Genomic DNA, 22,371 nt, shown 5'->3' with positions numbered 1-22,371 from the left:
GTACGTGACGCAACCGAAAGGATCATCATGACCGCATCATCAACCCTCCGCGAGCTCAGCGGGCTCCCCACCGAGGCCGCGACCCTGGCAAACGCCACCGTCATCCTCGTCGATTACCAGAACACCTACACCACCGGGGTAATGGAGCTCGACGGGTGGGCCCCCGCACTCGACGCGGCCGCAGACCTGCTCACCCGAGCGCGGGCGGCCGGATCCACCATCATTCACGTCGTGCACGACGATGGCCCCGGCTCCCCCTACGACATCAGCTCAGAGATCGGAGCGATTCACGAGCGCGTCGCCCCGATTGACGGCGAGGCCATCGTTGTCAAGGGGGCACCGAACGCGTTCGTCGGCACCAACCTCGGCGATCTCGTCGATGCTGCCGGCAACGAGGAGGTCGTCATTGGCGGGTTCATGACCCACATGTGCGTGACGTTCACCTCGGAGGGCGCGTTCTTGCGCGGCAACCGCCCCACGGTAGTCGCCGACGCGACCGCGACCCGCTCACTGCCGACGGTGGGTGGCGGGGTCGTGCCGGCTGCCGAACTGCACCGCAGCGCACTCGCGACGATCGGCGACATCTACGCGGTCGTCGTGCCGAGCGCAAGCGACCTGAACTAGGGCGCGTCAACGGCAGCCCCTGCGCGCCCGTGTCCAGGGGCTGCCTCGCCTGTTCCCACTTCCATTACGCTCGACGCATGGATGATCGGATCCGCGAGGCGGCGCGTCAGACCGAGCGGTCGACCGCGTTTCGCGTACTCGCGCGCGGCGGGTACGTCGCCAGTGGTCTCGTGCACGCACTCGTTGGGGCGCTCGCGATCTCCGTTGTGGTGCGGAGCGGAAAGGCGGAAGCCGACCAGGTCGGCGCACTCTCGGCTATCGCCGCCGTTCCGCTCGGCTTCGCTGCACTGTGGATCGTCGCTGCGCTCCTCTTCGCGTTAGGGGTGTTCCACGTCGTCCACGGTTTCGCCCTCGATCTCTCGTCGCGCCGCAAGCGCTGGGGTCGCCGGCTTGCCGAGTGGGGCCAGGGCATCGCCTTCTGCGTCATGGGCGGCATCTCGGTCGCAGTGGCGTTGGGGGCCCGCCCGGACCCCGACGAAACGACGCAGCAAGCGAGTCGCGGCCTGTTGACGTTCCCCGGCGGTTCCGTGCTGCTGGTCATCGCCGGGATCGGCGTCGCCGTCGTCGGCGGTGCCTGGGTGTGGATGGGGGTCGCGCGGAGCTTTCGCAAGCAGATGGCCCTGCCTCAGACCGCCGCGGGTCACGCCATCGCGGCGCTCGGGGCCATCGGCTTTGTCGGCAAAGGTGCGGCTCTGCTGACCGTCGGTGGTGTGCTCGCGCTCGCCGGGCTCGAACGCGATTCGACATCGGCGGGAGCACTCGACGCCGCGATTACCTCGCTCTCGAAATTCCCCGGCGGCAACATCGTGATCGTGTTCATCGGGGCGAGTTTCATCGCGTACGGCGTCTTCTGTCAGTTCCGGGCACGGTTTGCCGATCTGTAGCAGCTGAAGCCCGCACTGCCCTCAGCGTCGCGTGAACGTGAGGTGCGTGACTCCGCTAGGTGTGGTCTCCGAGGCGACGTCGAATCCCTGTTCCCACCCCTCGAGGCCTTCCCACAGATGCGACCCACGGCCGAGCAAAATCGGAACTTGCACGACGTGCAGCACGTCGATCAGGTCGGCGGCCAAGAACTCGCGCACCGTACTCGGGCCGCCTCCGATGCGGACGTCTTGCCCGGCCGCCGCTGCGAACGCTTCGGCGAGCACGTCGTGCGGAGTCGCGTCGCGAAAGTGGAACGTCGTCTCGCCGCGGGTGAGCGATGCGCGCGGTTGGTGCGTCAGCACGTACACCGGCGAATGAAACGGCGGCTCGTCACCCCACCAGCCACCCCATTCCGCATCGTCGTGCCAGCCCGGAGGGCCGTACTTGCCCGCGCCCATGATTTCAGCTCCGATGTTCTGCCAGGCGCGGCGCGCGTGACGATCATCAGGTTCCGTCGCCGGGTCGACCGCCTGCCGCTCGCGATCGCCAGAAAGCGCCTGAAAGGTCGCGGTCGGGAAAAACCACTGCATCAGCCGCATACCGGCGTGACCGAATGGCGCATCGAGCGACTGGTCGGCGCCCGCTCCATAGCCGTCGAGCGAGATGGCAATATTGTGTGCGCGTGCGAGAGGCATCAGTGGCTCCATTCGTTCGGGGTTCGAAGAGTGCGATGAGCGTCAGCGGTCGTCGAGGGCGCGGCCCTTGCGGTCGACGAGCCCCCAGGTCGCCCCCGCGGCGATCACGAAGAACACCGCGAACACGGCGAACGTCAGGGCAGACCCCCCGGCGATCAGCAGGGCGGGCACGAGCAGAGGCGCTGCGATCGAGGCGATGCGCCCCACCCCCGCTGCCCAGCCCGCACCGGTGGCGCGCGCCGACGTCGGGTAGATCTCAGGGGTGACCGCATACAGCGCACCCCAGGCGCCCAGGTTGAAGAACGACAGCGCCATCCCAGAAGCAATGATCGCGGCTTCCGTGTGCACTGTGCCGAACACGATCGCGGAGGCAGCCGAGCCGACCAAGAAGACCGACAGCGTCAGGCGGCGTCCCCACACCTCGATCAGCCACGCGGCGACTGCGTACCCTGGCAGCTGCGCCAGCGTGATGATCAGAGTGAACCCGAACGAGCGCACCAGACTGAACCCCGCATCGACCAGGATGCTGGGGATCCAGATGAATGCGCCGTAGTAAGCGAAGTTCACGCAGAACCAGACGACCCAAATCGACAGGGTGCGGCCGCGGTACTCCGCAGACCAGAGTGTCGCGAGACGAGATACTGATGATGCGACAGCTGCGGGGGCCGCCTCACCGTCGGGGTCCTCGGGCACCGACGGCGCGCCTACGTTCGATCGCGACGGTTCGACGTTGACCGGTGATCCGGCAGCCGCTTCGAACAAGGCGACAATCTGCTCGGCCTCGGCCGTGCGCCCTCGACCGGCGAGCCAGCGGGGCGACTCGGGCAGCGCCCAGCGCACGACGAAGGCGTACACTGCGGGAATCGCCCCGAGCGCGAACGCCCACCGCCAGCCATTTTCGGATGCCGGCACGACGAAGTACCCGATCAACGCGGCCGCCGTCCACCCGACCGCCCAGAACGCCTCGAGAATCACGATGAGTCGGCCTCGGATGCGTGCCGGCGCGAACTCGCTCACATAGGTCGAGGCCACGGGCAGCTCCGCACCGAGTCCCAGTCCGACGAAGAAGCGCAGCACGAGCAGAACGGCGATGCCGCCCACCAGCGCACTGGCCCCCGTCGCGATCCCGTAGACGAGCAGGGTGATCGCGAAGACGTGGCGGCGGCCGAATCGATCTGCCAGCAACCCACCGAGACTCGCACCAATCGCCATACCGGCAAAGCCGACCGAGGCGATGAGGCCGCTCTGCCCTTTGTCGATGCCCCACTGCTGCGTGAGCGCAGCAATGATGAACGAGATCAGCCCCACATCCATGGCGTCGAGCGCCCAGCCGATGCCAGAGCCTCCGAGAATCTTGCCGTGCTTGCGAGTGAACGGGAGCGCGTCGAGGCGCTGCGCGAGCGAGCGGCGCTCGCCCGTCGAGGTTGCGGTCATGGGTTTATCGTAGGGCTCACCACCCACAATGCGCAGCAGTCGGTTGGCGAAGGCCGTCGAGGTCAGCAGGCCACCACGTTGACCGCAAGACCGCCCATCGCGGTTTCCTTGTATTTGTCGCTCATGTCTTTGCCGGTCTCGCGCATCGTCACGATCACCTCGTCGAGGCTGACGCGATGGTCACCGTCGCCCATCAGCGCCATCTTCGCGGCGTTCACTGCTTTCGAGGCGGCGATCGCGTTGCGTTCGATGCACGGAATCTGCACGAGCCCGCCGATCGGATCGCACGTCAGGCCGAGATTGTGCTCCATCGCGATCTCGGCCGCGTTCTCAACCTGCTCAGGGGTGCCCCCGAGCACCTGGGCAAGACCTGCCGCAGCCATCGACGAGGCGGAACCGACTTCCCCCTGGCAGCCGACCTCAGCGCCCGATATTGACGCCTGCTCCTTGTACAGCACGCCGACTGCGCCGGCGGCGAGCAGGAAGTCGGCGACCGCGTGCTGCCGGTGCTCATGAGTCCACGATGCCGCCCCGGGCGCGTAGTGCGTCGCGTAGAAGAGCACGGCCGGAATGATGCCGGCGGCACCGTTCGTCGGCGCGGTGACCACGCGGCCGCCAGAGGCGTTCTCCTCATTGACCGCGAGCGCGACAAGATTGATCCATTCCTGCCAGTACACGGGGTCGCGGTGCGGATCGCGCTCCGTCAGTCGGCGATGCCAGTCGGGCGCGCGGCGTCGCACCTCCAACCCGCCCGGCAACACGCCGGTGCGCTCGAGTGCTGAGTTCTTGCAGGCCTCCATGACGTCCCAAATGTGCCCGAGCCCCTCGCGCACCTCGCGTTCGGTGCGCGAGACGCGCTCGTTCGCGAGCATGACCTCGGCGATCGAGATCCCGGCACTGCGGGCGTGCGTGAGGAGTTCAGCCGCTGTAGTGAATGGAAATGGCTGCTCGGCGGCCCGGTGGTCGCGTTGATCGTGTAGATCGTGCTCGCTGCCTTCGCCGTCGCCGTCGCGCACGATGAACCCGCCGCCGACCGAGAAGTACGTCTCCGACGCGATCACGGCGTCGCCGGCATCGAGCACCGTGAAACGCATCCCGTTCGTGTGCTGCGGCAGCACCGTGAGCGGCCGCAGCACGATGTCGGCGACACCGAAGCGCAGCACATTCGGGTCTCCGTCGAGTTCGCCCCCGAGGCGCAGCTCACCACTCCCCTCCTGCCGTGCGAGCGCCGCATCGACTTCCTCGGGGAGCACGGTCTCGGGGTCGAATCCCTCGAGACCGAGCAGTACCGCAGTGAAGGTGCCATGGCCGTGCCCCGTCGCCGCGAGCGACCCGAAGAGGTCGACTCGGAGTTCGCGCACGCTCCCGACCCCGCAGGAGCGGCGGGCGAGCCCGGCAACGAACGCGCGCGCAGCGCGCATCGGGCCCACCGTGTGCGAGCTCGAAGGCCCGATGCCGACCGTGAAGAGGTCGAAGACGCTGACGGCCATGATGACATCCGCGAGGTTACGCGGCGGAGATCTCCGCGCCGTTGTCTGCGGCGTACTGCGCGGCGTCGAGCAGGGGGCCCTCAGCGGTGACGGCGACTTTGAACAGCCACGCGGCGCCGTACGGGTCGGAGTTCAGCAGGGCCGGGTCGTCGACGACTGCGGAGTTGACCTCGACGACCTCTCCGGCGACCGGTGAGAACAGTTCCGAGACCGACTTCGTCGACTCCACTTCACCGACGACGGCTCCGACCTCGATCGTCGCGCCCACCTCGGGCAGGTCGACGTAGACGATCTCGCCGAGGGCATCGGCCGCGACCTCGCTGATGCCGACGATGGCGGGGCTGTCGCCGGTGATCCATTCGTGCTCGGCGGAGTAGCGGAGTCCTGATTTGACGGTGCTCATGATGTGGGTTCCTTTACGGGTCAGGGGTGATCGGGGGAAGCGTGGAGGATGGCTCAGGCGCCGCGCCGGTAGAACGGAAGCTCGACGACGGTGAACGGTTCGGCCTTGCCGCGCAGATCGACATCGAGGCGGGTGCCGGCCGCGGCGTGCTCGGGCGTCACGTAGGCGAGCGCGATCGGGTAGCCGAGCGTCGGGCTCGGCTGGCCGCTCGTAATGCGCCCCACGGTCTCCGGGCCAGAGAGCACGGCGTACCCGCCGCGACCGGCGCGTCGTCCATCGCCCCGCAGACCGACGAGCACGCGCTCGCCGGGAGCATCTCGGCGCGCCTCAAGGGCCTCGCGGCCGACGAAGTCTTCGGTCTTCTTGAACGACACCACCGGGCCCAGCCCGGCATCGAACGGAGTGACGTCGCGGCTGAGCTCGTTGCCGTAGAGCGGCATGCCGGCTTCGAGTCGTAGCGAGTCGCGCGAGGCGAGCCCGGCGGGCACGAGCCCGTGGTCGGCTCCCGCGGCGAGCAGTGCGCGCCAGAGCGCCGGGGCTTCGGCATTCGGCACGTAGAGTTCGAACCCGTCTTCACCGGTGTACCCGGTGCGCGCGAGCAGCACGGGGATCTCTGCGATTACGGCCTGTTCGGCGGCGTAATACTTCAGATCGCCGACGAGCGCACGCTGCTCTTCGGGCACCAGGGTATGCAGGATCGCCACGGCATTCGGCCCCTGCACGGCGACGAGGCTGGTGTCTGCCGACTGATCCGTCACCTCGACGTCGAACCCGGCTGCACGCTCGATGAGAGCGTCGGCGACGGTCTGCGCATTGCCGGCATTCGGCACGACGAGGAAGACGTCTTCGGCGAGACGGTACGTGATGAGATCGTCGATGATGCCGCCGTCTGCCGCGCAGATGAGCGAGTACTTCGCACGCCCCACCGCGATCGCGGCAAGATTGCCGACGAGGGCGGAGTTCAGATACGTTGCGGCGTCGGGCCCCGCGACACGCACCTCCCCCATGTGCGAGAGGTCGAAGAGACCGGCGGTCTCGCGCACCGCGCGATGCTCGGCGAGCTCTGAGCCGTACTTCAACGGCATGTCCCAACCGCCGAAATCGGTGAACGAGGCGCCGAGTGCCGCGTGCTCGTCGTGCAGAGCGGTGTGCTTCTGGGTGGAGTTCTCGGGTGCTGCAGTCATCTTCGGCCTCAGTTCTCGAACGCTTCGGGCGCCGGGCAGGCGCAGATCAGGTTGCGGTCGCCGTAGGCGCCATCGATGCGGCCCACGGGCGGGAAGTACTTGTCGATGCGCAGCGCGTCGACGGGGTACGCGCCCGTTTCGCGGGAGTAGGCGCGGTCCCACTCCACGGAGATCAGGCTCTCGGCGGTGTGCGGTGCGAGTCGGATCGGCGAGGCTTCGACGGCGATCTCACCCGCCATCACCGCATCGATCTCGGCGCGGATGGTGACCATCGCTTCGATGAAGCGGTCGATCTCGGCCAGGTCCTCGGACTCGGTGGGTTCGACCATCAGCGTGCCGGCGACCGGGAACGCGAGCGTCGGGGCATGGAAGCCGAAATCAATCAGACGCTTCGCCACGTCTTCCGCGGTGATGCCCGATTGCGCGGTGAGCTCGCGCAGGTCGAGGATGCACTCGTGGGCGACCAGCCCCGTCGCTCCGGTGAACAGCACCGGGAAGTGCTCGGTCAGGCGCGCCGCGATGTAGTTCGCCCCGAGCAGCGCCGTCTTCGTCGCGAGCGTGAGCCCCTCGCCGCCCATCATCGCGATGTATGCGTACGAGATCGGCAACACGCCGGCCGACCCGAACAGGGTCGCAACGACCGGTACGCCGCCGCTCACCGAGTACGTGCCCGTTGGGTCGTTCGGCACGAAGGGCAGCAGATGCTCGGCGACGCCGATCGGGCCCACACCGGGCCCGCCGCCGCCGTGGGGAATCGCGAACGTCTTGTGCAGGTTCAGGTGCGACACGTCGCCCCCGAACCGGCCGGGCTGCGCAAGGCCCACGAGCGCATTCATGTTCGCCCCGTCGATGTACACCTGCCCGCCCGCGGCGTGCACCTGGTCGCAGACCTCGCGCACATCGTCGTCGTACACCCCGTAGGTGGAGGGGTAGGTGATCATGATCGCCGCGAGCTCGTCGCGGTGGGTCTCGATTTTCGCGGTGAGATCGTCGAGGTCGATGTGCCCCGAGTCGGTGTTCTTCACCACGACGACGCGCATGCCCGCGAGCACCGCCGACGCCGCGTTCGTGCCGTGCGCCGAGGCAGGGATAAGGCACACGGTGCGCTGCGCGTCGCCGCGCGACCGGTGGTACCCGCGAATCGCGAGCAGACCTGCGTACTCGCCCTGCGCCCCCGAGTTGGGCTGCAGCGAGACGCCGGCGTAACCGGTGATCTCGACCAGGCGACGCTCGAGATCTTCGATGAGTTCACGCCACCCACGCGTCTGCGACTCGGGCGCGTACGGGTGGATGCCCGCGAACTCCGGCCACGAAATGGCTTCCATTTCAGCGGTGGAGTTCAGCTTCATCGTGCACGAACCCAGCGGGATCATGGTGCGATCCAACGCGAGGTCACGATCAGCGAGGCGCCGCAGGTAGCGCAGCATCTGTGTCTCGGAATGGATCGACGTGAAGATCGGATGCGTCAGGAAGTCACTTGTGCGGGTGAGCGCCTCTGGGAATCCGAAGTCGCCCGGCTCGACGGCACCGTCGAACGCAGCACCGAAGGCCCGCACCACCGCAGCGACGTGCGCGTCGGTGGTGGTCTCGTCGGTGGACACGCTCACGGTGTCGGCGTCGATGCGGCGCAGATTGATGCCCGCCTCAGCGGCTCCCGCAATGATGTCGTCAGCACGGCCCGGCACTACTGCACGCACGGTGTCGAAGAACGATTCGGAAGCCAGCTCGACACCGGCCGCGACCAACGACCGTGCGATGGTGCGGGCATGCGCATGGGCGCGGGCAGCGATCGCGGTCAGCCCGTCGGCACCGTGGTAGACGGCGTACATCGACGCCGTAATTGCGAGCAGCGCCTGGGCGGTGCAGATGTTGCTCGTCGCCTTCTCGCGGCGGATGTGCTGCTCGCGCGTCTGCAGTGCAAGACGGTACGCCTGGCGACCGGCACTGTCGCGCGATACTCCGACGAGACGGCCCGGCAGCGAGCGCTCGAGACCCGAGCGGATTGCGAGGTACGCGGCGTGCGGCCCGCCGAAGAACAGCGGCACCCCGAAGCGCTGCGTGTTGCCCACAGCGACATCGGCGCCCTGCTCGCCCGGAGGGGTGATCAGGGTCAGCGACAGCAGGTCGGCGATGACCGTGACCATTGCGCCGCGCTCCTTCGCCGCAGCGATCACCGACGAGTGGTCCACGACGGCACCGTCGTCGCCGGGCTGTTGCAGCACGACACCGAAGATTTCGCCCTCGGGCAGACCCTGCGACAGATCAGCCACTTCGACTGTGAAATCGAGCGCCTCTGCGCGCCCCTGGATCACGGCGATCGTCTGCGGGAACAAGTTGGCATCGAGCACCGCCCGGGCCGTCGCCGGAGCACGACCGGCACGACGCATGAGCAGCACGGCCTCGGCCGCCGCCGACGACTCGTCGAGCATCGACGCGTTGGCCACGTCGAGTGCGGTCAGATCCGACACCATCGTTTGGAAGTTGAGCAGCGCCTCGAGGCGACCCTGCGAGATCTCGGGCTGGTACGGCGTGTAGGCCGTGTACCAGGCCGGGCTCTCGAGCACGTTGCGGCGGATCACGGGCGGCGTGTGCGTATCGGAGAACCCCTGCCCGATCATCTGCGTCTTCAGCACGTTCTTCGCGGCGAGCGCGCGCAGGTCAGCGAGGATCTGCTCTTCGCTGCGGCCCGCGGGGAGGTCGAGCGGCTCGGTCTTGCGGATCGACGCCGGCACGGCCGCGTCGACGAGGGCGTCGAGCGAGTCGAACCCGATCGACGACAGCATGGTCGCTACGTGTGCCGGGTCGGTCACCCCGATATGCCGGTCGGGGAAGCTGCGGATTGCGGGGAATTCGGTCACGGGATCTCCGAAGGTAGTCGCGCGGTCGCGCGAACGAACTGGGATCCTCCCCGCTCTGTAACGGACCTGAGAGATTCAGACGCGGGATCACCTGCGTCCTTGCACCGTCGGTGAGCGAGCGTTGCCGCTCACTGCTTTCCAGAGTTGCCGCGCTGCAGCGGTACGGGTGCCTGAGAGATTCCCGGGGAGGGATTGCTCCTACGGCGCCAGGGCTCCGTTGCCGGACCATGGACTCTCCCGCCACAGCTTGATGGCCGATATTCAGAAGTCGTGCTCACTCTACCATCGGAGAGCGAGCTGAGGAGGTGCGGGTCGGGGCCGTCATGCGCCCCGACCCGCAGGCTCAGCGCTCCTCGTCGCGCCCGTCGAGCGCGAGCAGCTCTTCCTCGACCGCGCCGCCATACCCTTCGGTCTGCGGGTCGCCGTGCAGACCGCCTGAGACCGCGTATTCCTCCTCCGGGGAGAGGATCAGACGGTGGCGCGTGTACAGGCCGAAGATGATGAGCCCGACGATGTAGACGATCACGATCGCGACGATTGCGGGCCGGAACGTCTCGTTGAGCAGGAAGCCCACGAAGATGAGCGCGGAGATCACGGCCGCAGCCGCGGCGCCGAAGACGCCCCAGGGGCTGACATACGGACGCTTCGCGTTCGGATACTTGCGTCGCAGAATGATGAACGACAGCATCTGCATGAAGTATGCGAGCACGGCGCCCCACACCGCGATATTCAGCACGATCGCGCCGCCCACGCCGCTGTCGCCGCCCGTGAGTTCGACGACAATCAGCGCGACGAGCCCGATGACGGCACCGGCGATCAGTGCCACCCACGGGGTCTGGCGCTTTCCGGTGAGCGACAGCCATTTCGGGTAGTACCCGGCGCGCGACAGGGAGTACATGTTGCGCCCGTAAGCGAACATGATGCCCTGCAGCGACGCGAGCAGACCGAAGAGCGCGAAGAGCGCGAGCAAGCCGGCGACCCAGGCGAGGTCGTCGCCGAGAATCGCACGGAATCCGTCGAGCAGGGGCTCACCGGCGACTCCGGTCGCGGACGCACCCAGCACGCCGGTGTTCAGCACCAGCACCAGCAGGCCGGTGACGATCAGCGTGCCGCGAGCCCAGAGGCCGGCACGCGGAATGTCGCGGACAGGATTGTGCGACTCCTCGGCCGCGAGCGGCAGCTCCTCGATGCCGAGGAAGAGCCACATGGCGAACGGCATGGCGAAGAGGATCGGCAGCACGCCGTGCGGCAGGAAGACGCTCTGACCCGGGTCGGGCTCGATCTCGAACAGGCTGCCCCAGTCGATCGCGCCGCTCGCGAACGCCATCACGGCGAACAGCACGAGCACACCGATCGAGATGAATGAGACGATGATGGCGAATTTCAGGGAGATCGCGGCGCCCGCTGTGTTGAGGCCGACGAAGGCGGCGTAGAGAATGATCCACCACAACCAGGTCGGCAGACTGAAGCCCATCAACCCCTCGGTGACACCGTTCGCGTACCCCGCCGAGAAGTAGACGATCACCGCCGTCGTTGCGACGTACTCGATGGTTTCGGCGAGACCCGTGACGAAACCGCCCCAGGGGCCCATCGCCGCGCGGCCGAACGAGTAGGCGCCGCCGGTGTGCGGCATCGCGGCTGCCATCTCACCGATCGAGAAGACGAGCCCGTAGTACATGACGACGAGGATCGCGAACGCGATGAGCATGCCGCCGAACCCTGCAGCTTCGATGCCGAAGTTCCAGCCCGAGAAGTTGCCCGAGATCACCGCGCCGACGGCGAGCCCCCAGAGGCCCCAGACGCCGGCGGCGCGCTTCAGCTGCCGCTTCTCGAAATACCCGGATTCTGCAGTGGTGTAGGTGGCACCTGAGACTTTCAGGGTGTCCTTGGCCATGTCGACCTCTTTCACTTCGCTGTGATGGAACCGATCACTGCGATGATAGCCACCTATTGGTCGTTTCGCACCACCTTTATCGTTCTCACCCTTGCGCACTCACCGACACAGTGTGGTGTAATGGTCTTCTATCCGACCTTTTGAGCACCGTCGCCGCGACGTGTGATTGCAGGTCGGTGTCGCAATCTCAACTCGATGACGAGCCGAAGGAGAGCACATGATTCCCGCGAGCGGCAATCTCACCCCCGATGAACTGCGTGAGGCGGTGGCTTCGGGCGAGATCGACACCGTGATCGTCGCCTTCACCGATATGCAGGGCCGACTGGTCGGCAAACGCGTCTCGGCGCGGCTGTTCCTCGAGGATGTGATGTCGCACGGCGCCGAGTGCTGCAATTATCTGCTCGCGGTCGATGTGGAACTCAACACGGTCGACGGCTACGCACTCACGAGCTGGGAGAGCGGATACGGAGACATGGCGATGCTGCCGGATCTCGCCACCCTGCGACGCACTCCCTGGATCCCGGGCACCGCCCTCGTCATTGCCGACCTCACACTCGCGAGCGATCACTCGGGCATCTCGGTGTCACCGCGACAGATCTTGAAGCGCCAGATCGACCGTCTCGCGGCCCACGACTTCATCCCCTACGTCGGCACCGAACTCGAATTCCTCGTCTTCGAAGACGACTACCGCAGCGCTTGGCGCAACGGGTATCGCGACCTCACCCCCGCGAGCGACTACAACACGGACTACGCCCTGCACGCGTCGACGCGCATCGAACCGCTGCTGCGCGACATCCGCAACTCGATGGACGCCGCCGGCATGTACTGCGAAGGCGTGAAGGGCGAGTGCAACCTAGGCCAGCAAGAGATCGCGTTCCGCTACACTCACGCATTGCCCACCTGCGACAACCACTCCATCTACAAGAGCGGGTCGAAGGAGATCGCCGAGGCGCACGGCAAGAGCATCACCTTCATGGCGAAGTTCAATGAGCGCGAGGGCAACAGCTGCCACGTGCACACGAGTCTCCGCAACAGCGCCGGCGACCCGATCTTCGCCGACGACTCCGACCCTGACGGCATGTCGAAGATCTTCCGCCACTTCATCGCCGGCCAGCAGGCGGCCCTGCGCGAATTCACGCTGCTGTACGCACCGAACATCAACTCGTACAAGCGCTACGTCGATGGCAGCTTCGCCCCGACCGCCGTGGCCTGGGGACACGACAATCGCACGTGCGCCCTGCGCGTCGTGGGTCGCGGCCAGGCGATGCGCGTCGAGAACCGGGTGCCCGGCGGTGACGTGAATCAGTATCTCGCGGTCGCCGGCATGCTCGCTTCGGGCCTCGCGGGCATCGAGCAGGAGCTCGAACTCGGCGAACCGCTGCGCGGCAACGCATATTCGAGCGACGTGGAGCGCGTGCCCACCACGCTGCGCGAGGCCGCCGATCTCTTCGAGCAGTCGGCCCTCGCACGCGAGGTATTCGGCGACGACGTGGTCGATCACTACACGCATGCAGCACGGGTCGAGGTCCAGGCCTACGATGCCGCCGTCACCGATTGGGAGCGGGTCCGTGGTTTCGAACGACTCTGAACTCGGAACCGGCTCGCCAGGCGCCGCACCGGTCATCGGCATCACCAGCTATCTTGAGCAGGCGCAGACCGGAGTGTGGGATGTGCGCGCGTCATTTCTGCCGCAGGTGTACCTCGACGCGGTCACCGACGTTGGAGGCATCGCATTGGTGCTGCCCCCGCAGCCCGTCTCCCCCGAGATCGCGCGCGGCATCGTCGCGTCGCTCGACGGACTCATCCTCTCCGGTGGCGCCGACGTCGATCCTGCACGCTACGGTGCCGCCGCGCACGAGCGCACCGGAGCGCCGCGCACCGACCGCGACGCGTTCGAAGCCGCAGTGCTCGACGCCGCGATCGAGGCCGAGCTGCCACTGCTCGGCATTTGCCGCGGCGCGCAGGTCATCAATGTGGAGCTCGGGGGCACCCTGATTCAGCATCTCCCGGACCTGGTCGGTGACGATCGCTACCAGGCGGGGCAGGGCGTCTTCAATGAAATCGAGGTCGAGGTCGATGCGGGATCGCGGATCGCCGAAGTGCTCGGCGACGACCGCAGTGCACGCGCCCACCTCTATCACCATCAAGCGCTCGGCGATGTCGCCGACGGCCTCACCGTGACCAGCCGCACCGCCGACGGCATCATCGAAGCGGTGGAGCTCGACGCGCTGCCCTTCGGCGTCGCCGTGCAGTGGCACCCCGAGGAGAACCGCGCCGATCGCCGCCTCTTCCAGGGTCTCGTCGATGCGGCGAGCGCCTACCGCGCTGCACGTCGCGCCACCCCACCGTCGTCCCCGATTGAGCCCGAATCGAAGGAGCAGCCGTGAGCTACACCGTCATCAACCCCGCCACCGGCGAAGCCGTCACCGAGGTCGCGCACCTCGACGCCGCGGAAACCGACCGCGCCATCGAGGCGGCTGCCCGTGCCCAGCGCGACTGGGCTGCGGTCGCACCGGCCGACCGCGCGCGGGTGCTGCGCCGCTTCGCCGATGCGGTCGACGGCGACATCGAGCACCTGGCGCAGCTCGAAACCATCAATTCGGGGCATCCGATCACGCAGTCCCGCTGGGAGGCCGGTCATGTGCGTGACGTGCTCGAGTACTATTCGGGCACCCCCGAGCGCCTTATCGGCCAGCAGATTCCGGTTGCCGGCGGCATTGATGTCACGTTCCACGAGCCGCTTGGCGTCGTCGGGGTCATCACCCCGTGGAACTTTCCCATGACCATCGCCTCATGGGGGTTCGCCCCCGCGCTCGCCGCCGGCAACGCCGTCGTGCTGAAGCCCGCCGAGTGGACTCCGCTCACCAGCATTCGTTTGGGCGAGCTCGCCCGTGAAGCCGGGCTCCCCGAGGGACTCTTCCAGGTGCTGGCCGGCCGCGGTTCCGTCGTCGGCGACCGCTTCGTCACGAACCCGACAGTGCGCAAGGTCGTGTTTACCGGCTCCACCGAGGTCGGCAAGCGCATCATGTCGGGGTGCGCCGATCAGGTGAAGCGCGTCACGCTCGAACTCGGCGGCAAGAGCGCCAACATCGTGTTCGCCGATGCCGATATCGAACGCGCCGCCGCCACGGCACCCTATTCGGTGTTCGACAACGCGGGCCAGGATTGCTGCGCGCGCAGCCGCCTGCTCGTGCAGCGCAGCGTCTACGACCGTTTCATGGAGCAATTCGAGCAGTCCGTGCAGGGTGTCGTCGTCGGCGACCCGACACTTGAGTCGACCGAGGTGGGCCCGCTGGTGACGCAGGCGCACAAAGAGAGCGTCGCGTCGTTCCTCACGGAGGATGTGCCGGTCGCGTTCCGGGGATCCTGCCCCGACGGCCCCGGCTCGTGGTTCGCCCCCACCGTCGTCACTCCGGAGCGCGGCTCGCGCATTGCCACGGAAGAGGTCTTCGGGCCCATTGTCGCCGTACTCCCGTTCGAGGACGAGGCCGACGCGCTGCAACTCGCCAACGACACGGAATTCGGCCTCAGTGGCTCGATCTGGACCAACGACCTCGGTCGCGGCATCCGCGTCGCCCGCGGCGTCGAGGGCGGCAACCTCTCCGTCAACTCGCACTCATCGGTGCGGTACACGACCCCGTTCGGCGGCTTCAAGCAGTCAGGGCTCGGACGCGAGCTCGGGCCCGACGCCGCCGAGCACTTCACCGAGACGAAGAACGTGTTCTTCGCCAGCGAGTGAACCCTGTTTCCCATTCCTCCTTCTTGACTGCAAAGGACACCCCATGAGCGACATCACCCCCATCGATCTCACCCAGCGTCTCGCCGGCAAGGTCGCCGTCATCACCGGTGGCGCGAGCGGCATCGGACTCGCCACCGCGAAGCGCTTCCGCGCAGAAGGCGCCCGCGTCGTGATCGGCGATATGAACCCGGAGTCCGGCGAAGCCGCCGCGGCTGCGGTCGACGGCCTCTTCGTGCAGGTCAACGTCACCGACGAGGCTCAGGTCAACAACCTCTTCGACACCGCCGCTCGCGAGTACGGCAGCGTCGACATCGCGTTCAACAATGCCGGCATCTCCCCCGACGACGACGACTCGATCGAGATCACCGAGCTCCCGGCCTGGGAAAAGGTACAAGACGTGAACCTCAAGAGCGTCTACCTCTGCTCGCGGGCGGCACTGCGCCACATGACCGCGCAGGGATCCGGCTCCATCATCAACACGGCCTCGTTCGTCGCGGTGATGGGATCAGCTACCTCGCAGATCTCGTACACCGCGTCGAAAGGCGGCGTGCTCGCGATGACCCGCGAACTCGGCGTGCAGTTCGCTCGCCAGGGCATCCGAGTGAATGCGCTGTGCCCGGGTCCGGTGAACACCCCGCTGCTGCAGGAACTGTTCGCGAAAGATCCGGAGCGCGCCGCCCGCCGACTGGTGCACGTGCCCGTCGGCCGCTTTGCCCGCCCGGAAGAGCTCGCCGCCTCCGTCGCCTTCCTCGCGAGCGACGACGCCTCGTTCATCACCGCCTCGACGTTCCTCGTCGACGGCGGCCTGACGAGCGCGTACACCACTCCGCTCTAACGGGCTCTTGCGCTCGGCGCCGAGTAGCCTCACGCTCCCGACGCCGAGCGCGCGTACACTCGCAGAGTCACACCGCGCGACCAGTATCGGAGGTACCCATGACCGCGACCGGCGACGGTATCGAGCTGCTCGTGCGCGCGGTGCGCCCGACGAACGCCTACGAAGAAACCATGCAGCGCCTGCTCCAGTCCATTCGACTTGGGCTGATCGGTCCGGGTGAACGGCTCCCCGCCGAGCGCGACCTCGCGGCGATGCTCAAGGTCAGCCGAGATACCGTGCGCGAGGCGCTCGCGACACTCGCCGAGGCCGACTACGTCGTGTCGCGGCGCGGCCGATACGGCGGCACGTTCGTCGTAGATACCCTGCCGCGCGAATCGGCACTCGGCGCTCGGCAGGGCGGGTTCGGCCCCGCAGAGGTGGAAGACGTCACCACGCTGCGGCGGGTGCTCGAAGTCGGTGCGGCCCGCGAGGCAGCCGCACGAGACCTGACCGCTGACGAGCGCGCATCGCTGACACGCGCACTCGAAGATTGCTCGGGCTCGGCGCAGGCCGATCACCGCCGCCTCGACTCCCGCCTGCATTTGCTGATCGCGGAGCTGTCAGGATCCACGAGCCTCGTGCCGCTGGTCGCCAACCTGCGTACCCGCGTCAACGCGCTGCTCGAAGAGATCCCGATGCTTGCACCGAACCTCGCGCACTCGAATGCCCAGCATGAATCCGTCGTTGCGGCAATACTCGCGGGCCGACCGGAGTCGGCGGCCGAGGCCATGCTCGAACACATCGAGGGCTCGTCGGCGCTCTTGCGCGGCTTCCTCTCGAATCAGTAGGCGTCGCCCGGAGCGACGTGCACGTCGGGGAGCTCGGTGAACACCGTTCCTCCGTCGCTCTGACCCGGCATCACGGGCGCGGTGAACGCGACACCCACGGGCGAGGAGCAGACCGAGAAAGCCGGCCATCGTCGCGCGCAGCACGAGCAGGTCACCGCGACGACGCCAGAGCTTTCGCGAAACGGTGACGACGCCAAGCCCGATCGCGCCGCCGAGCGTGTTCATGAGTACGTCGGTGAGGTCGGAGCGCCCCACGGCGAACACGTACTGCGCGGTTTCCAGCATCACGCTGCCGAACATGCACGCGAGGAGTGCGAGACCACTCCTGCGCGGCCGATTCAGTAGCGCGAGCAGCACCCCGAACGGCACGAAGAGCGCGATGTTCGCCAAGAGTTCGAGCGGCGCGTTTCGCCCCAGACCGGCGCCTGCCACGAACGGCACGAGCTTGATCGTGCGCAGCGACCCGTCTCCGAACTGAGGGAGCTCAAGCTTCCAGACGATCACCCAGGTCAGCAGCGCGAGATATCCGATCAGCACGACGACGAGCATGCGCGGTGAAGGGCGCCGCGGGTGACGCTGGGTGTGCGCGAGTGGCCGGGGCAGTGTCGCAGTCACGATGCCACCGGCAACGATACGCGCACCAGCAACCCACCGGCGTCTCGCGCGGAGAGCTGCAGTTCTCCGTGATGGGCGCGCACAATGCTGCGCGCGATGGCGAGCCCCAGTCCATGGCCGTCACGACCATCTCGCACCCGCGACGCGCCGCGTTGAAACGGTTCCACCAGGGTACTCAGCACGTCTGCCGCGATGCGCTCGCCGGGATTCTCGACGGTGAGCTCAACCGCGTCTGCACCGCGCGCCGTATTCACGGTCACCCAACCATCATGCGGGGCGTTGTGCGCGACCGCGTTCTGCACGAGATTCGTCACGAGTTGCAGCAGCAGTGCCGAAGATCCCGGAGTGATCGCCGTGTCTCCGCGCACCTCGAGCGAGATACCGCGCTGCTCCGCGATCGGCAGCAGCGTCTCGGCGGCCTCCTCTGCAAGCAATGAGAGATCGACCGGCTCAGTGGTGAATGCGCGCTGGTCGGCCCGGCTGAGCACGAGCAACGCTTCGGTGAGATGAATCGCACGCGCGTTTACCTCGCGCAGTCGTCGAAGCATGGCAGAGCGATCGGAAGCGGGGTCGTCTGCGGCGACATCGATCAGCGCCTGAGTGATCGCGAGCGGGGTGCGCAGTTCGTGCGAAGCGTTGGCCGCGAAGCGCTGCTGCTCGGCGAGTTGGGATTCGAGCTGGGCGAGCATGCCATCGAAACTGTCCGCGAGTTCACGAAACTCGTCTTGCCTGCCGGGCATCGCGATGCGGTGCCCGAGCGAGCCGGCAGCGGCCTGACGCGTCGCTCGGGCGATCTGCGTGAGCGGTGCCAGCACGCGCCCCGCGAGCAGCCAGCCGCCGAGCGTGCTCGCAGCGAGCAGCGCCGCGAGCATCCATGCCGCCGGAGGGAGAAAAGCGCGGAGCAGATCGGTGCGCCCCGGAATCAACCCCTCCGGCCCGACGTATGCCTGCACCGGCACGTAGCGCAGGAGGAAGACGTAGACGATGGCGAGCAGCAGGCCGCCGGTCACCATGACGACCGCGACATAGCTCAGCGTCAGCTGCCAGCGCACGCTGAGGCCCGGAGGCCGCGTCATTCGGCGCGCTCCACCGTTGCGGCGCCCGTCTTCGAAGCAGTCTCGGGTTCCGATGCGATGCGATACCCGACGCCGGCGACCGTCTCAATGATGCCGGGCTCGCCCAGTCGCTTGCGCAGTGCCGACATCGTGATGCGTACGGCATTGGTAAACGGGTCGGCGTTCTCATCCCACGCCCGTTCGAGCAGCGTTTCGGCACTGACCACGCCGCCTTCGGCATCCAGCAGTACCTCGAGCACCGCGAACTGCTTGCGCGTCAGCGCGACGAACCGACCATCGCGCACGACTTCGCGGCGGAATGCGTCGAGCCGCACTCCCGCGAACTCGCGCACGGGGGGCCGTGCATGGATGCGTCGGCGTGCCAGCGCGCGCAGGCGCAGCACGAGCTCACGCATGTCGAACGGTTTCGTCAGGTAGTCGTCGGCGCCGAGTTCGAACCCCGTCGCTTTGTCATCGAGCCGGTCCGCCGCGGTGAGCATGAGAATCGGCAGCCCCGATTCTGACGCGACGATGCGTCGCGCGATCTCGTCGCCGTTCGGTCCGGGAATATCGCGATCGAGCAGGGCGACCTCATAGGCGTTGAGACTCAGCAGTTCGAGCGCGGTCTCGCCGTCGCCGGCGATATCCGCTGCGATCGCCGCGAGACGCAGCCCATCACGTATGGCCTCGGCCATGAAGGGCTCGTCTTCCACGATCAGTACACGCATGCCTCAATGCTAGAAGGGGCCGCCTATCGTCGGTGTATCGGAATTTGCATACGCTGCGGCAACATCCTCTGCGATGCACTGAGGGCATGAGCATTCCCTACAGCACGTACGTGGCACGCCGTCGCGCGGTCGCCGTGATCGTCACCGCAGCGGCCGCACTCCTCATCGCCGCCGTCGCGGTCACCGTCTGCGTCATCGCTGTGCGCGCCGCGACGGCAGACACCGGCACGGCGCGCTCCGATCTGCAGACCGCGGTGCGTTCCGTGCTGCCGACGGGCTCGCTCTCAGCAGCGGACGGTGACCTACCCGAGGACGCCCGAGTGACCGATACCGATCTGCCGGGGGTCGGCAATCTCGACCCCGCACTCCTGGCAGCGGTACAGGCCGCTGCTGTCGACGCCGCCGCGAGCGACATCGAGTTCACGGTGACGAGCGGGTGGCGATCCGCCGCGTACCAGCAGCAGTTGTTGGACGACGCCCTCACGCAGTACGGGTCGGCTGAGGAAGCCGCGCGGTGGGTGGCGACACCCGAGACGTCCGAGCACGTCGCCGGCCGCGCGATCGACATCGGAGACTTCGATGCGGCGTACTGGCTCGGTCTGCACGGCGCAGGGTATGGGCTCTGCCAGACGTATGCCAATGAATCCTGGCACTTCGAATTGCAGCCCGACGCTCCGGTCAACGGGTGCGCCGAGCCCTACGCCGATCCGACGTTCGATCCGCGAATGACGGGGTGAACCCGAGTACCCGCCCCGACGTCGTCGCTTCAGGTCAAGTCGGCGACGACCTCGGCTGCGGGGCGCACACGTGTCACGTACCCGACGCCTTCGCCGGCATCTACCGGAACGACGGAGTAGTCGCCCGCGGCGACTGCGGCACGGAACGCCGCGCGCGCTTCCGTATCGTGCGCCAGTTCCACTTCTCGCCCGTGCCAGCGATCAATGAACTCGGTGCGCACGAGACGCTCGGGGAACCGCGCCGGCCACGGGCGTTCCAGGGCGACGTCGTAGGCGCGCGTGACGACCGTATCGGCGCCCGTCGCCGCGATCAGCGCAGCACGGGCGTCCACCGACGTCAGAGCTTCCTCCGCCGCCGCGAATGCCGTACCGACCCATGCGGCCACGGCACCGGCATCGAGCACCCTCGACACATCGGCCGCCGATGAGACTGCGCCCGCTGCGATCACCGGCACGTCTACGGTGCCGAGCACTGCAGCGAGCAGGGAGTCGCGCGGCTCTCGGTGATCCCCGTGCCCACCCCCTTCGCTGCCGCGCGCGACGATCGCATCGACCCCGCTTGCGGCCGCGACCTCGGCCTCTCGCAAGGTCGCGACCTGCGTCACGGTGAGGATTCCGGCGTCACGGGCCGCCGTGACCCAGTGCCGTGCAGGCGCCGGTGCACTCCAATCCCCGAAACTCACCGAGAGAAGCGCGGGTGCGGCCGCGATCGCACGACTGAGCAGTTCGGGATCGCGCGCGATTCCCCATTCCACGAGTCCGATGCCGAAGGGCAGGCCGCCGGCTCCCCGCAGATCGTCGCCGAGCGCGGCCAATTCGCGCTCCAGCGCGGCCACCGATCCGGCGCTCCCCATGCCGATCATGCCCAGCGCACCCGCACGCGAGACCGCGGTGGCCAGCGCGCCGCCCGCGACGCCGCCCATGGGAGCGCAGATCAGCGGTGCGGTGAGCCCGAGTTCACGGGCCCATTCGGTCAGTCGTCGCTCGCTCATAACGTCTACGCTACTCCGCAGCGCGTCGTCGCGCGCGCGCCGCTTCGCGCCTACGCGCGGCGATACGTGAGGTCACGGATGTGGCGCCCCACATCGATGCCCTTCTGCTCGAACGCGGTCAAGATGCGCCCGTCGAAGCGATCCGCCCACTCGCCCGAGAAACCACGGGTGAACCCCTCGGCGGCGTCGAGCACCTCGCGCATCTGCTCGGCGTAGTCCTCCCAGTCGGTGGCGAGTCGTAGCACCCCACCGGGGCGCAACGCACGGTACGCGATACGGGCGAAGTCGTCGCTCACCAGGCGGCGCTTGTGATGACGCACCTTTTTCCACGGGTCGGGGAAGAACACCCAGATCTCGTCGACCGACCCGGCGGGCAGATACTTCTCGAGCAGTTCGGGAGCGTTCACCTCGGCGAGCTTCAGGTTGTCGAGCGCGGCGACCTCGGCACGAATCATGGTGCGCGCGAGACCGGCGCGGAACACCTCGACGGCGAGGAAGTTCGTGTCGGGCCGCTGCTCTGCGGCGTGCAGGATCGCGTGGCCCTGCCCCGAGCCGACCTCGACCACGAGGGGCGCCGTTCGACCGAAGATCTCTTCGGGGTCGCCGTGCACGCCATCGGCGACGCTCGTCGCGGCCGGCCCGTGCGCGATGTCGAGCACGTACGTCTCGTGGTGATCGGCCCACGCACGCTCCTGCGAGGGCGTCATGCGGCCGCTGCGGCGCACGAACGAGACGGGCTTCTTGCGGAACGTCGTCGGGTCGAAGCTCTTGTACGGGAGTGGCTGCTGCTCGGTCACCCCATAACGGTAGTCGGGCGACGGCGCACGGGCAAAGCGGAGGCGCATCTCAGTCGCGCGGCGATCCCGAGCTCCCCTCCGCGCCCCGATGTCGCCGCTACCATGGAACTCAACCGCATTCGAGCGAAGGGGCCCATCATGACCAGACGCATCCTGCTGGTGAACGGACCGAATCTCAATTTGCTGGGCACCCGTGAGCCCGAGGTGTACGGCACCGACACGCTCGCCGATGTGGAGGCGCTCGTCACGCGGGTCGCCGCAGACTTCTCGCTCGATGTTCGCGCCGTGCAGAGCAACCACGAGGGCGTGATCATCGACGCCATCCATGCGGCTCGCGATGACTGCGCGGCGATCATCATCAATCCGGGCGCCTTCACGCACACGTCGATTGCGATTCGCGATGCCATCACCGGCGTTGCGCTGCCGACGGCCGAGGTGCACATCTCGAACGTGCACGCCCGCGAAGAGTTCCGCCATCACTCGTATCTCTCGGGTGTGGCTGCCGCGGTCATCGTCGGGTGCGGCGTTCAGGGATACGATTTCGCGGTGCGTCGCATCGCGGCGCTGCTCGCCGGCTGAGCGGCTCCGCGGCGCACCCGT

Annotated in this window: 21 protein-coding genes, 1 pseudogene and 2 riboswitches; of the genes and pseudogenes, 10 read left to right on the top strand and 12 right to left on the bottom strand. The window is 67.5% G+C overall.

The features are described from left to right. Positions 1–27: 27 nt before the first annotated feature. Together ACZF5Y_RS05545 and ACZF5Y_RS05540 are read left to right on the top strand one after the other, a co-directional pair. Positions 28–624 carry a cysteine hydrolase family protein gene (locus tag ACZF5Y_RS05545; RefSeq protein ID WP_497534822.1) on the top strand — a complete coding sequence of 199 codons (597 nt, stop codon included), beginning with the start codon at positions 28–30 and terminating at the stop codon, positions 622–624. A gap of 77 nt (positions 625–701) precedes the next feature. Continuing rightward, entirely contained in the window at positions 702–1,508 is an 807-nt protein-coding gene (locus ACZF5Y_RS05540; protein ID WP_497534821.1) for a DUF1206 domain-containing protein, read from the top strand. Between the two features lie 21 nt (positions 1,509–1,529). Here ACZF5Y_RS05540 and ACZF5Y_RS05535 read toward each other — a convergent pair whose 3' ends face one another. The 7 genes from ACZF5Y_RS05535 to ACZF5Y_RS05505 form a co-directional block, all read right to left on the bottom strand. Continuing rightward, complete coding sequence (locus tag ACZF5Y_RS05535) at positions 1,530–2,183, bottom strand: dihydrofolate reductase family protein (RefSeq protein WP_497534820.1); 654 nt, start codon at positions 2,181–2,183, stop codon at positions 1,530–1,532. Between the two features lie 42 nt (positions 2,184–2,225). Beyond that, the gene (locus ACZF5Y_RS05530; protein WP_497534819.1) at positions 2,226–3,617 is read right to left on the bottom strand and encodes an MFS transporter; all 1,392 of its coding nucleotides are present in this window, start codon (positions 3,615–3,617) and stop codon (positions 2,226–2,228) included. 62 nt (positions 3,618–3,679) lie between these two features. Then, positions 3,680–5,107: an L-serine ammonia-lyase gene (locus tag ACZF5Y_RS05525; RefSeq protein WP_497534818.1), complete on the bottom strand. Its 1,428-nt coding sequence runs from the start codon at positions 5,105–5,107 to the stop codon at positions 3,680–3,682. Between the two features lie 16 nt (positions 5,108–5,123). Continuing rightward, complete coding sequence (gcvH, locus tag ACZF5Y_RS05520) at positions 5,124–5,510, bottom strand: glycine cleavage system protein GcvH (protein ID WP_053351930.1); 387 nt, start codon at positions 5,508–5,510, stop codon at positions 5,124–5,126. Positions 5,511–5,563: 53 nt separating this feature from the next. Continuing rightward, the gene (gene gcvT, locus ACZF5Y_RS05515; RefSeq protein ID WP_497534817.1) at positions 5,564–6,694 is read right to left on the bottom strand and encodes a glycine cleavage system aminomethyltransferase GcvT; all 1,131 of its coding nucleotides are present in this window, start codon (positions 6,692–6,694) and stop codon (positions 5,564–5,566) included. Between the two features lie 8 nt (positions 6,695–6,702). Further along, a complete protein-coding gene (gcvP, locus tag ACZF5Y_RS05510; RefSeq protein WP_497534816.1) occupies positions 6,703–9,552 on the bottom strand; it encodes an aminomethyl-transferring glycine dehydrogenase in 2,850 nt (949 codons plus the stop codon). Between the two features lie 45 nt (positions 9,553–9,597). Further along, positions 9,598–9,700, bottom strand: a riboswitch (glycine riboswitch). After that, positions 9,701–9,802, bottom strand: a riboswitch (glycine riboswitch). 93 nt (positions 9,803–9,895) lie between these two features. Beyond that, entirely contained in the window at positions 9,896–11,446 is a 1,551-nt protein-coding gene (locus tag ACZF5Y_RS05505; RefSeq protein ID WP_497534815.1) for an amino acid permease, read from the bottom strand. A gap of 217 nt (positions 11,447–11,663) precedes the next feature. On the opposite strand from ACZF5Y_RS05505, the gene ACZF5Y_RS05500 reads away from it, so the two are divergent. The 6 genes from ACZF5Y_RS05500 to ACZF5Y_RS05475 all read left to right on the top strand — a co-directional run bounded on the left by ACZF5Y_RS05500 (position 11,664) and on the right by ACZF5Y_RS05475 (position 17,192). Next, positions 11,664–13,034 (top strand): glutamine synthetase family protein, encoded by a 1,371-nt coding sequence (locus ACZF5Y_RS05500; protein WP_053351926.1) that lies wholly within the window; start codon positions 11,664–11,666, stop codon positions 13,032–13,034. Continuing rightward, a complete protein-coding gene (locus ACZF5Y_RS05495; RefSeq protein WP_497534814.1) occupies positions 13,015–13,833 on the top strand; it encodes a gamma-glutamyl-gamma-aminobutyrate hydrolase family protein in 819 nt (272 codons plus the stop codon). Before ACZF5Y_RS05500 ends, ACZF5Y_RS05495 begins: the two co-directional genes overlap by 20 nt. Beyond that, entirely contained in the window at positions 13,830–15,185 is a 1,356-nt protein-coding gene (locus ACZF5Y_RS05490; RefSeq protein WP_497534813.1) for an aldehyde dehydrogenase family protein, read from the top strand. The genes ACZF5Y_RS05495 and ACZF5Y_RS05490 overlap by 4 nt, the downstream gene beginning before the upstream one ends. Positions 15,186–15,228: 43 nt before the next feature. After that, positions 15,229–16,020: a 3-oxoacyl-ACP reductase gene (locus tag ACZF5Y_RS05485; protein WP_204374521.1), complete on the top strand. Its 792-nt coding sequence runs from the start codon at positions 15,229–15,231 to the stop codon at positions 16,018–16,020. 98 nt (positions 16,021–16,118) lie between these two features. Continuing rightward, positions 16,119–16,847 (top strand): FadR/GntR family transcriptional regulator, encoded by a 729-nt coding sequence (locus ACZF5Y_RS05480; protein ID WP_497534812.1) that lies wholly within the window; start codon positions 16,119–16,121, stop codon positions 16,845–16,847. 81 nt (positions 16,848–16,928) lie between these two features. After that, positions 16,929–17,192 (top strand): hypothetical protein, encoded by a 264-nt coding sequence (locus ACZF5Y_RS05475; RefSeq protein WP_497535358.1) that lies wholly within the window; start codon positions 16,929–16,931, stop codon positions 17,190–17,192. On the opposite strand, the pseudogene ACZF5Y_RS05470 reads toward ACZF5Y_RS05475, so the two are convergent. From ACZF5Y_RS05470 to ACZF5Y_RS05460, 3 genes and pseudogenes are all read right to left on the bottom strand, one after another. Continuing rightward, positions 17,091–17,396: pseudogene (locus ACZF5Y_RS05470) on the bottom strand (VanZ family protein); the annotation flags it as partial. The gene ACZF5Y_RS05475 and the pseudogene ACZF5Y_RS05470 overlap by 102 nt on opposite strands. Positions 17,397–17,458: 62 nt before the next feature. Next, positions 17,459–18,538, bottom strand: a complete 1,080-nt coding sequence (locus ACZF5Y_RS05465; protein ID WP_497534811.1) for a sensor histidine kinase — start codon at positions 18,536–18,538, stop codon at positions 17,459–17,461. Beyond that, a complete protein-coding gene (locus ACZF5Y_RS05460) occupies positions 18,535–19,245 on the bottom strand; it encodes a response regulator transcription factor (RefSeq protein ID WP_497534810.1) in 711 nt (236 codons plus the stop codon). Before ACZF5Y_RS05460 ends, ACZF5Y_RS05465 begins: the two co-directional genes overlap by 4 nt. 86 nt (positions 19,246–19,331) lie before the next feature. Here ACZF5Y_RS05460 and ACZF5Y_RS05455 point away from each other — a divergent pair, with 86 nt between their 5' ends. Beyond that, the gene (locus tag ACZF5Y_RS05455; protein WP_497534809.1) at positions 19,332–19,982 is read left to right on the top strand and encodes a M15 family metallopeptidase; all 651 of its coding nucleotides are present in this window, start codon (positions 19,332–19,334) and stop codon (positions 19,980–19,982) included. 29 nt (positions 19,983–20,011) lie between these two features. On the opposite strand, the gene ACZF5Y_RS05450 is transcribed toward ACZF5Y_RS05455, so the two are convergent. Next, on the bottom strand, positions 20,012–20,974 hold the full coding sequence (locus ACZF5Y_RS05450; RefSeq protein WP_497534808.1) for an NAD(P)H-dependent flavin oxidoreductase: 963 nt from the start codon (positions 20,972–20,974) through the stop codon (positions 20,012–20,014). Between the two features lie 50 nt (positions 20,975–21,024). Then, positions 21,025–21,771 (bottom strand): tRNA (guanosine(46)-N7)-methyltransferase TrmB, encoded by a 747-nt coding sequence (gene trmB, locus ACZF5Y_RS05445; protein ID WP_497534807.1) that lies wholly within the window; start codon positions 21,769–21,771, stop codon positions 21,025–21,027. Positions 21,772–21,909: 138 nt separating this feature from the next. Between trmB and aroQ the strand changes: the two genes are divergently transcribed. Next, positions 21,910–22,350, top strand: coding sequence for a type II 3-dehydroquinate dehydratase (gene aroQ / locus ACZF5Y_RS05440; protein ID WP_497534806.1), 441 nt, complete (start codon positions 21,910–21,912; stop codon positions 22,348–22,350). Positions 22,351–22,371: the final 21 nt, after the last annotated feature.

Source organism: Leucobacter sp. WKLB1, from assembly GCF_059696215.1.
The sequence above is the reverse complement of the archived record's forward strand: the minus strand, read 5'-3'. Positions and strand labels throughout refer to the sequence as shown.

Coding starts and splice junctions, on each gene's coding strand:
- ACZF5Y_RS05545 (WP_497534822.1), top strand. CDS start 28: ATGACCGCATCATCAACCCTCCGCGAGCTCAGCGGGCTCCCCACCGAG.
- ACZF5Y_RS05540 (WP_497534821.1), top strand. CDS start 702: ATGGATGATCGGATCCGCGAGGCGGCGCGTCAGACCGAGCGGTCGACC.
- ACZF5Y_RS05535 (WP_497534820.1), bottom strand. CDS start 2,183: ATGCCTCTCGCACGCGCACACAATATTGCCATCTCGCTCGACGGCTAT.
- ACZF5Y_RS05530 (WP_497534819.1), bottom strand. CDS start 3,617: ATGACCGCAACCTCGACGGGCGAGCGCCGCTCGCTCGCGCAGCGCCTC.
- ACZF5Y_RS05525 (WP_497534818.1), bottom strand. CDS start 5,107: ATGGCCGTCAGCGTCTTCGACCTCTTCACGGTCGGCATCGGGCCTTCG.
- gcvH (WP_053351930.1), bottom strand. CDS start 5,510: ATGAGCACCGTCAAATCAGGACTCCGCTACTCCGCCGAGCACGAATGG.
- gcvT (WP_497534817.1), bottom strand. CDS start 6,694: ATGACTGCAGCACCCGAGAACTCCACCCAGAAGCACACCGCTCTGCAC.
- ACZF5Y_RS05505 (WP_497534815.1), bottom strand. CDS start 11,446: ATGGCCAAGGACACCCTGAAAGTCTCAGGTGCCACCTACACCACTGCA.
- ACZF5Y_RS05500 (WP_053351926.1), top strand. CDS start 11,664: ATGATTCCCGCGAGCGGCAATCTCACCCCCGATGAACTGCGTGAGGCG.
- ACZF5Y_RS05485 (WP_204374521.1), top strand. CDS start 15,229: ATGAGCGACATCACCCCCATCGATCTCACCCAGCGTCTCGCCGGCAAG.
- ACZF5Y_RS05480 (WP_497534812.1), top strand. CDS start 16,119: ATGACCGCGACCGGCGACGGTATCGAGCTGCTCGTGCGCGCGGTGCGC.
- ACZF5Y_RS05465 (WP_497534811.1), bottom strand. CDS start 18,538: ATGACGCGGCCTCCGGGCCTCAGCGTGCGCTGGCAGCTGACGCTGAGC.
- ACZF5Y_RS05460 (WP_497534810.1), bottom strand. CDS start 19,245: ATGCGTGTACTGATCGTGGAAGACGAGCCCTTCATGGCCGAGGCCATA.
- ACZF5Y_RS05455 (WP_497534809.1), top strand. CDS start 19,332: ATGAGCATTCCCTACAGCACGTACGTGGCACGCCGTCGCGCGGTCGCC.
- ACZF5Y_RS05450 (WP_497534808.1), bottom strand. CDS start 20,974: ATGAGCGAGCGACGACTGACCGAATGGGCCCGTGAACTCGGGCTCACC.
- aroQ (WP_497534806.1), top strand. CDS start 21,910: ATGACCAGACGCATCCTGCTGGTGAACGGACCGAATCTCAATTTGCTG.